The following is a 9607-nucleotide window of genomic DNA, read 5'->3' on the forward strand; positions in this document are numbered from 1 at the left end:
CAGGTTAGGCTTAATTAGTGCTTGTCTATAAATTACGTAAAACTTGTTTCTGGTCATGTGTCTGTTCAGAAAGTACCAGTTGCAAGGCTTGCGAAGCCGCCAAAACCGGAGTTTACTAATCGTAAATGAGGATTTTGGCGGCGAGCGTAACACAGCAAATGGTATTTTATGGACAGACACTAATTATATCAATAGTTTGCTAAACTCATGCAATACGCTGCAATCCAATTGTTTGTTATTTTTTAAAAAGAATATTTACTAAAATGCAGTATATCAATGTTATATGGATTATCGTATATCTGAAAATCTAACCGTCTAATCTTCTAACCACTATTGAATACCTTGGCTTAATGGATATTATATGACTAAAAGACTGATAAATATTGACAAGAGCAGGGGAGAAGCTCAATACCGTCAGATTATTAATTCGGTGGTACAAGCCATCCGTCTGGGAAAACTGAGACAACAGGAAAAACTGCCATCGGTAAATGATATTGCCGGAACCTTTAATTTATCACGCGACACTGTTCTGATGGCCTACAATGAGTTAAAAGCCAGGGGGATAATTCAAAGTGTTCCAGGAAAAGGCTATTATGTAGACACAACAAGAGTTGAACATGATCAGAAGATTTTATTGTTGTTTGATGAGTTTAATGCCTTTAAAGAAGATTTATATAATGCCTTTATTAAAGAGTTGGAGGGCAGGGCGACGGTGGACATTTTTTTCCATCACTTTAATCCCGAAGTGTTTGCTTCATTAGTTCTCGAAAGAAAAGAACGGTATACATCTTATGTAATTATGCCGGCAAATCTTCCTAATCTGCTGGAGGTGTTGGGCAAATTGCCTGAGGAAAGGGTTTACATGCTTGACAGAAATCCGGACTATCTGAACAACCGGTTTCCCTGTGTATACCAGGATTTTCATCAGGATATGTACGACGGGTTACTGGATGGCCTTGATCTGTTAAAAAAATATGACCGTTTGGTTTTACTTTTTCCCGGAGGTAAAGAGCCTGAAGGTTTTCTGACCGGATTTAAAGATTTCTGTAAACGTCATAACTTTTCTTATGAAATTAATTCTTCTTTTCATCCGCCTGCATTAAAGGGGAGCGTTTACATTATTCCAAATGACCGTGATCTCGTCAATCTGGTACGCGATATTTCCCGGAAAAATATGATTGCAGGAAAAGATGTAGGTATTATTTCGCTAAACGATACCGGGCTGAAAGAAATTGTAGCGGGTGGTATTACTACACTGTCTACCGATTTTGACGAGATGGGGAAAAATCTTGCACGTTTGATTTTATCGGGGAAATATGCGTGCATAAAGAATCCTTCACGATTGAATATCAGGCGTTCGTTGTAATTGAAACCGATCGAATAATGGCAAGTGCCTAAATTTTATTTTGAGGGGCTGTGACTTTTGTCTATGGTTTATTCCACCCCGGTAATGCAAAATTAAAGAAAGACTAAAATCGCAAAAGGAAGATTTGATGCATGAAACGAGCCTGGCAATTTTTTAAGTCTAAAACTTTCTTTTGTTAGCGGTTATTTTATATATTTGCCCACCAGTACCCACCAGTTGGATAAAAATTTTAAAATATGAATTTAAAAGTATTGAAATCGGATTTCGAAAAGTTATATGGAAAGCCGGCTGATGCTGTATTTTTCTCACCAGGAAGGGTGAATCTCATCGGTGAACATACCGATTACAATGGCGGATATGTTTTTCCATGTGCTTTAAGTTATGGTACCTATTTATTTGTTCGGAAGAATAACGAGCACTTATTGCGGTTTGCTTCTGCCAATCTTGACAGAAGAGAGGATGTTACTACAGACAAAATTAGTCAGCCCCTGGAGGGGGATGCCTGGATGAATTATCCTTTGGGTGTGATGGATCAGTTTAAGAAGAAGGGGATAAATGTCGAAGGACTTGATTTGCTCTATAGTGGTAATATTCCCAACGGAGCCGGGCTGTCTTCATCAGCTTCCATTGAGTTGGTAACAGCCGTGATGATTAATGATCTTTTTGGCGGAAACCTGCCAATGATGGAAATGGTTAAAATGTCGCAGGATGCCGAGAATCAGTTTGTGGGAGTGAATTGCGGCATTATGGATCAGTTTGCCGTAGGAATGGGCAAAAAAGATCATGCACTTGCCCTGAAATGTGATACACTGGAATGGAGTGCTGTTCCGTTGAAACTTGATGGTTACAAAATAATAATCAGTAACTCCAATAAGCGCCGTGGCCTTGCCGATTCGAAATATAATGAAAGGCGGTCGGAATGTGAGCAAGCCCTGAAAGAGCTTAATAAGGAAGGCAGGTATCAAACACTAAGTGATATTGACTTCGATACATTCAATCAGATATTTGAAAGGTTGTCGTCTGATGTTCTTCTTCGGCGTGCACGTCATGTTATCACTGAAAATCGACGTGTACTGGATGCCATGAAAGCATTGGAGAACGACAATATTCAGGAGTTTGGGCAACTGATGAATGCCTCTCATGTTTCGTTACGCGACGATTATGAAGTAACGGGGGACGAGTTGGATGCTTTGGCCGAAGAAGCCTGGAAGACCGAAGGTGTTATCGGTTCCAGGATGACCGGTGCCGGATTTGGCGGATGCACGGTTTCTCTGGTACGGGAAGACAAGGTGGATAATTTCATTAATCAGGTAGGTACTGCTTATAATAAAAGAACAGGCTTGAAACCATTATTTTACATTGCTGATGTAGGCGACGGAGCTCGTCGACTGGAATAACACCCTGACAATCCTTATAATTTAACATTCCTAACAATCAAGCAATATTATGCAAACTTTTAATATGGAAGAACACCCGCATCGTCGGTTTAATGCTTTAACCGGCGAATGGGTACTGGTTTCTCCACATCGTGCAAAAAGGCCATGGCAGGGGCAGGTAGAAAAAGGTCAACAGGAGAAACGTCCCGGGTACGATCCCAAATGTTATTTATGTCCAGGAAATGAAAGAGCTGGAGGTATAAAGAATCCGGATTATTCCGGGACTTATACTTTTATCAACGACTTTTCTGCTCTTTTAGCCGATATGCCCGAGGGAGAAGAGAATGACGGGGAATTGTTCCGTGCCGAAAGTGAAAAGGGAATATGCAAAGTTATTTGTTTTTCTCCGCGCCACGATTTAACCATTCCGGAAATGTCGCATGAAGAAGTATGCGGCGTTGTTGATGTTTGGCAAAAGGAGTTTTGTGAACTTGGTGAAGAAGACTTCATCGGTTACGTTCAGATTTTTGAAAATAAAGGGGCGGTTATGGGATGCAGCAATCCGCATCCCCACGGACAGATATGGTCGAGCCGTTCAATTCCAGTTGAGCCCATGAAAGAACAGGAGCGACAAAAAGCCTATTACAACAAACATGGTCGCACCCTGTTAGCTGATTATCTCAATAAAGAACTAGAAAAAGATAAGCGGATCATATATAAAAATGACCATTTCGTTGTGTTATCACCTTACTGGGCTGTCTGGCCTTTCGAAGCGATGATTGTAAGCCGTCGCCCGGTACCTGATCTTTCCGGACTTTCTGAATATGAAAGGTCCGGTTTGGCTGATGCTTACCGTCAGCTCACCATCCGGTATGATAATCTTTTCGAAACTTCTTTTCCCTATTCCGCTGGATTACATCAGGCCCCGACCGATGGGAAGCAACATCCCGAATGGCATCTTCACATGCATTTTTATCCGCCATTGTTGCGTTCTGCTACTGTCAAAAAGTTTATGGTAGGCTACGAAATGCTGGCCAATCCACAGCGTGATATAACCCCTGAGACAAGTACGCAAAGACTAAAGGAACAACCGGCGCTGCATTACAAATCAAGATGAAAGTGATTTAGGCAAAATGTAGAAGGTATGGGGCAGGGAGCATGGGGCAGAGGGTGAGAAGGGAGGAAAGGTTGGATGTTAAGCTATTTTCTATACGAATGAAACCAGCATGGAGCTTTGATTTCTCCCTCGGCTGTGTCGCTTGGGTTACAAAGAAATTCGCCACAAAAGGACATATATAAATGTCGTGAGTTCCATTAGACCAATAACTTAAGTCAATTATATAGTAATGAAACCATTACAACAACTTACAACTGAAGCTTACCGCCAAAAGCGTCGTCTGGTGAGCCCATTGATGGGCTTTCCCGGTTTATCGCTTACGCATAGCACCATAAAACTGGCACAGCAAAATGTTGATGAACATTTTAAGGTTCTGAAAGCCCTGGCCGAAAGGTTTCATCCCGATCTTATTTTTCCGTTAATGGATCTCTCTGTTGAGGCAAATGCGCTTGGGAGATACACTGTTTTTCCATGTCGTGAATCGGCAACAGTTCCCAAAGATGATTTCAATATTGAGGATTTGGAATTGCTCCGTAATATAAATATTGCTTTTGATACCCGACTTAGAGGTGTTGTAGAAACAGTTCGGTTGATGAGCAAAAAATTACCTGCCGATATCATGAAAGGTGCGTATGTTACCGGACCTTATTCTCTGGCTGCTTTAATTATGGGAGCTGAGGATGCGGCCATGGCAGCCGTTATGGATACTGACAAGTTGAATAAACTGTGCAACTTCGCAAAAGAGAAAATTCAGCAATACATAAGACTTCTTGTGGATGCCGGAGCAGAAGCTGTGTGTTTGCTTGAACCCACTGCTGTTATGCTGAGCCCTGAAGATTTTGAGCAATACTCGGCAGCTTTCATCCGGGAAATTTGTAATGAATACAAAAATTCAGATATTGCCATCATTTATCACACCTGCGGTAACACCATGCATCTTGTCGAAAAGATGGCCGGTTCAGGAGTTGATGCCGTTAGCCTTGACTCTCCCGAGGCCGGAGTCGACCTGCCGGGGGTGGCTGATATAATATCTTCTGATGTGGTAATAATAGGTAACATTAATCCAACAGGGACAATACTAAGCGGAACTTCGGATATGGTTCGTGAAGAAGTTAGTTCGCTTCTCCGGTCAATGGATTCGTATCCGAATTTTGTGTTGAGTACCGGGTGCGATCTGCCTGAGGATGTTCCCCTGGAAAACATTGCAGCTTTTATGCAAACCGGTAGGGAGTACAGGATTTCCTGAATTGCCAGAAGAAGGTGCAATAATTCCCCCAAATATGTTAATTTTGCACTTTTAAAGTACTAACTGCATAAAAACTGAAGATCAAATGGTCCTTTTCTTTCAGGGGGAAAACCGAAAAGTGTTGGCTGTAGGTTGTAAAAATGCCCTGTCTCAATCCGATTTAGAAAAATTAAACTGGCTTTTCGAAGGTGCTCTGTTGATTAATAGTCAAAAAATTGATGGTTTTTTCGTGGGACCACGTCAGGAGATGATTACTCCGTGGAGTACCAATGCTGTCGAAATAACCCAGAATATGGGGATAACAGGAATTGAACGTATTGAAGAGTTCTTTGAGACGGACAGTGAACAGCCTGATTATGATCCAATGCTTCAATCTCTTTACAAAGGACTTAATCAGCAATTATTTCATATCGAAAAAGAACCTGAGCCTGTAATCTATATTGATGATATTGAGGACTACAATGAGAAGGAGGGCCTTGCTCTCAGCCCCGAAGAGATTCAGTACCTGAAAGATCTTAGCAAACGTTTGGGCAGAAAGCTGACCGACAGCGAAGTATTCGGGTTTTCCCAGGTTAACTCGGAACATTGTCGTCATAAAATTTTTAATGGTGTTTTTGTTATTGATGGAGAAGAGAAGCAAAGCTCTTTGTTTCAATTAATAAAACGAACTTCGAAAGAGAACCCCAACTACCTGATATCGGCTTATAAAGACAATGTAGCGTTTATTCAGGGCCCGGTTGCCAGACAATTTGCTCCTGTAAGACAGGATATCGCTGATTTTTTTGCTGAAAAGGAGATCGAAACCGTTTTATCATTGAAAGCCGAAACACATAACTTTCCTACCACTGTTGAACCTTTTAACGGGGCTGCGACGGGCTCGGGTGGAGAAATACGCGACCGGCTTGGTGGCGGAAAAGGAAGTCTTCCTCTGGCAGGAACCGCTGTTTATATGACCAGCTATTCGCGACTTGAAAAGGGACGTGCCTGGGAGGAAAAATATAAGGCACGTCCGTGGTTGTATCAAACACCTCAGCAAATTTTGATAAAAGCCTCCAATGGGGCCAGTGATTTCGGGAATAAATTTGGTCAACCACTGATTTGCGGATCTGTACTTACATTCGAGTATTTTGAGAATTATCACAGCTTTGCTTACGATAAAGTAATTATGTTGGCGGGGGGTATTGGTTTTGCCAAAAAAGAGGATAGTCTCAAAGATACACCTGTTAAAGGAGATAAAATTGTTGTTCTTGGTGGAGATAACTACCGTATCGGCATGGGAGGCGGTGCTGTTTCTTCGGTGGCAACCGGTGAATATGCCAATGCCATCGAACTGAATGCTGTTCAGCGTTCAAACCCCGAGATGCAGAAACGTGTTATGAATGCCATTCGCGCCATGGTGGAAGACGAGCATAATCCCATTATTTCCATTCATGATCATGGTGCCGGGGGGCATCTCAACTGTCTTTCAGAACTGGTCGAGGAGACCGGAGGAACCATTCATATTGATAAATTACCTGTGGGCGATCCTACATTGTCTGCCCGGGAAATCGTTGGCAATGAATCTCAGGAGCGGATGGGACTGGTTCTTCATGAAAAGAATGTGGAAATATTGAAAAAGGTGGCCGACCGTGAGCGTTCTCCTATCTACGTGGTGGGAGAAACCACCGGTGATATGCAATTCAGGTTTATAGATGACAAAGGGAATAAACCGATTGACCTGCAGCTGGCCGATATGTTTGGAAATCCTCCCAGGACGGTGATGGAGGATACTTCTGTCGATCGGAAATTTGAAGAAATTCATTATACTATTGATGATGTCGAAAAACATCTTGAGTCGGTTTTACAGCTCGAAGCGGTTGCCTGCAAAGACTGGCTGACCAATAAGGTTGACAGGTCGGTTACCGGAAAAGTTGCCCGCCAGCAGTGCGTGGGCGAGCTTCAACTGCCATTAAGCGATTTGGGTGCAACCACGATTGATTATTCAGGAATTAAGGGATTAGCAACATCGATAGGACATGCCCCGGGAATCGGACTCGTGGATTCAGGCGCGGGCGCCGTGGTTTCTGTGGCCGAAGCCCTGACCAATATTGTTTGGGCACCATTAACTCATGGTATCAGGAGTATTAGCTTAAGTGCCAACTGGATGTGGCCATGCCGGAATAAAGGCGAAGATGCCCGATTGTATGAAGCCGTAGAAGCCGTTAGTGATTTTGTCTGCGACCTGGGTATTAATATTCCTACAGGTAAGGATTCCTTATCGATGACACAAAAATATCCTGACGGTGAGTCGGTAATGTCTCCGGGTACTGTTATTATCAGCGCTGCCGGCGAAGTTGAGGATGTACGAAAAATTGTTACTCCGCTTCTTAAGAAAGACGTCAACACCTACCTGGTGCATATAGATTTATCTTTTGATGCTCTCAAGCTTGGCGGTAGCAGCTTTGCCCAGGTGATCAACAGGGTGGGCAATGAAGTTCCGACGGTTACTGATGCCGATTATTTCAGAAAAGGTTTTGAGGCCGTTCAGCAGTTGATTCGTGAAGGTCTGGTTCTTTCAGGTCACGATATTTCGGCGGGTGGTTTGGTGACTACTCTGCTTGAGATGTGTTTTGCTAACAAAGATTATGGTATGGATGTCGATCTTTCAAAGATGGAAGAGAAGGATGTGTTGAAACTTTTGTTTAGTGAAAATCCGGCAGTCGTAATTCAGGTGGCAGAAATGGATAGGGTTGGCAGAATCCTTCAGAAAATGGGGATTCAGTATTCTGTCATCGGGCATCCTGTTGTTGAAAGAAAACTAAATGTAAAAACGGATCTAAAGGATTTCAGTTTCGATATTGATCATCTTCGGGATATCTGGTACCGTACTTCATATCTGCTCGACAGAGATCAGAGTGGACAGCAGAAAGCAGAAGAACGCTTCGTGAACTATAAAAAGCAACCATTGGAATTTAGATTTCCGGAGCACTTCGAAGGCACAATCAGAGACTTGAATCCGGATAATCCCCGTCGTACCGCCCGGGCTGCAATTATTCGCGAAAAAGGGGTCAATGGTGATCGTGAAATGGCCTATTCGCTTTACAAGGCCGGTTTTGCCGTTAAGGATGTTCACATGACCGATCTTATTTCGGGACGTGAGACGCTGAAAGATATAGATATGATCGTCTTTGTAGGTGGTTTTTCCAATTCGGATGTATTAGGATCGGCCAAAGGCTGGGCGGGTGCATTTCTTCACAATCAAGAAGCTAAAAAAGCGCTGGATGATTTCTATTCCCGGCCGGATACATTGAGTCTTGGCATTTGTAATGGTTGCCAGTTAATGATACACCTTGATCTGGTAAATCCCGGGCATGAAAAGAAAGCCAGAATGCTTCATAACGATTCTCATAAATTCGAGTCGGCTTTTGTGACAATGAAGATTCAGGAGAACAACTCAGTTATGCTGAAATCGCTTGCCGGTTCGGAAATTGGCGTCTGGGTCGCACATGGCGAAGGAAAATTCAGTCTGCCAATGGAAGAGAGTGCCTACCACATACCGGGAAAATACGGATACGATGCGTACCCTGCCAATCCCAACGGTAGTGATTACAATGCTGCAGCAATCTGTTCCAATGACGGACGCCATCTGGCCATGATGCCACACCTCGAAAGATCGGTGTTTCCCTGGCAATGGGCATATTATCCTGACGATCGCAGCAACGATGAGGTTACGCCATGGATGGAAGCTTTTGTAAATGCCCGGAAATGGATTGAGAAGAAAAAGTAAATCCGAATTTTATTTTACCAGTTAAAAATATACCTCTGCATGAATTTTTTCTGTGGGGACTCCCTGTAATTCAAGAATGTCATAGACATCATGAATCATACTGCTGTTGCCACATAAATAGCAACGTACATTACCTTTTACAGGGTGTTCTTCAAGGTAATTGGTAACTCTTCCGAAATAAGTATTATCGCTTTTTTGACGCGATGTGCAGGCTATATACCGTTTCGGGTCGTAAAAATCGGCCTCATATTGTTCCGAGGTATAGCGTATCCCGTGCAGAAGCTGATAATTAAGCCCGGGGAAAGATTTAATAAAGCTGTGAAATGGTGAAATACCAGTACCACTGGCAATGAACAGAAGTTTTTCTTCGGGATCTGGCTTAGGCGGCAGGGAAAAGTACCCTACAGGTTCTTCTACTATCAGCATATTACCTGGCTTTTGTTTTTTCAATACCGGTGAAATAAAGCCGTCTGTGATTTCCTTTACAAGAATTTCCAGGTAAGGATCATGCTCTGAACTATAAACAGAGTATTCTCTTGTATGGATACTATTGGCCGGACCAACGTTAATATGTTGACCGGCCTTAAATTCGACATTATTTCGTTCCAGGCGGATAATAAATGTAGAATCGTTAAGATGCCTGACTTCAAGAATTTCATGTAGCTTTGTCGAAATTTTATTGGCTTCGGATACGTTATTCATGCTCGAATGATTTTATGTAATAATGAGTGCGGTA

The 9607-nt window shown here is 42.7% G+C and carries 6 protein-coding genes; 5 read left to right on the forward strand and 1 reads right to left on the reverse strand.

Going from position 1 to position 9607, the window contains the following annotated elements; all coding sequences use genetic code 11:
• Positions 1-361 precede the first annotated feature (361 nt).
• The 5 genes from OQ5_RS0100785 to purL all read left to right on the forward strand — a co-directional run bounded on the left by OQ5_RS0100785 (position 362) and on the right by purL (position 8871).
• Positions 362-1366, forward strand: coding sequence for a GntR family transcriptional regulator (locus OQ5_RS0100785; RefSeq protein WP_016775664.1), 1005 nt, complete (start codon positions 362-364; stop codon positions 1364-1366).
• A 236-nt stretch (positions 1367-1602) separates the two neighbouring features.
• Positions 1603-2763 carry a galactokinase gene (locus OQ5_RS0100790; RefSeq protein WP_016775665.1) on the forward strand — a complete coding sequence of 387 codons (1161 nt, stop codon included), beginning with the start codon at positions 1603-1605 and terminating at the stop codon, positions 2761-2763.
• Positions 2764-2812: 49 nt separating this feature from the next.
• Positions 2813-3859: a UDP-glucose--hexose-1-phosphate uridylyltransferase gene (locus tag OQ5_RS0100795; protein ID WP_016775666.1), complete on the forward strand. Its 1047-nt coding sequence runs from the start codon at positions 2813-2815 to the stop codon at positions 3857-3859.
• Positions 3860-4088: 229 nt separating this feature from the next.
• Positions 4089-5105 (forward strand): uroporphyrinogen decarboxylase family protein, encoded by a 1017-nt coding sequence (locus tag OQ5_RS0100800; RefSeq protein WP_044107198.1) that lies wholly within the window; start codon positions 4089-4091, stop codon positions 5103-5105.
• A gap of 85 nt (positions 5106-5190) precedes the next feature.
• Entirely contained in the window at positions 5191-8871 is a 3681-nt protein-coding gene (gene purL, locus OQ5_RS0100805; protein WP_016775668.1) for a phosphoribosylformylglycinamidine synthase, read from the forward strand.
• A gap of 21 nt (positions 8872-8892) precedes the next feature.
• Here purL and OQ5_RS0100810 read toward each other — a convergent pair whose 3' ends face one another.
• Positions 8893-9573: a ferredoxin--NADP reductase gene (locus OQ5_RS0100810; RefSeq protein WP_016775669.1), complete on the reverse strand. Its 681-nt coding sequence runs from the start codon at positions 9571-9573 to the stop codon at positions 8893-8895.
• Between the last annotated feature and the right edge of the window lie 34 nt (positions 9574-9607).

The sequence above is a fragment of the Anaerophaga thermohalophila str. Valhall genome (assembly GCF_000250735.1).
In the GTDB taxonomy this organism is placed as follows: domain Bacteria; phylum Bacteroidota; class Bacteroidia; order Bacteroidales; family Marinilabiliaceae; genus Anaerophaga; species Anaerophaga thermohalophila_A.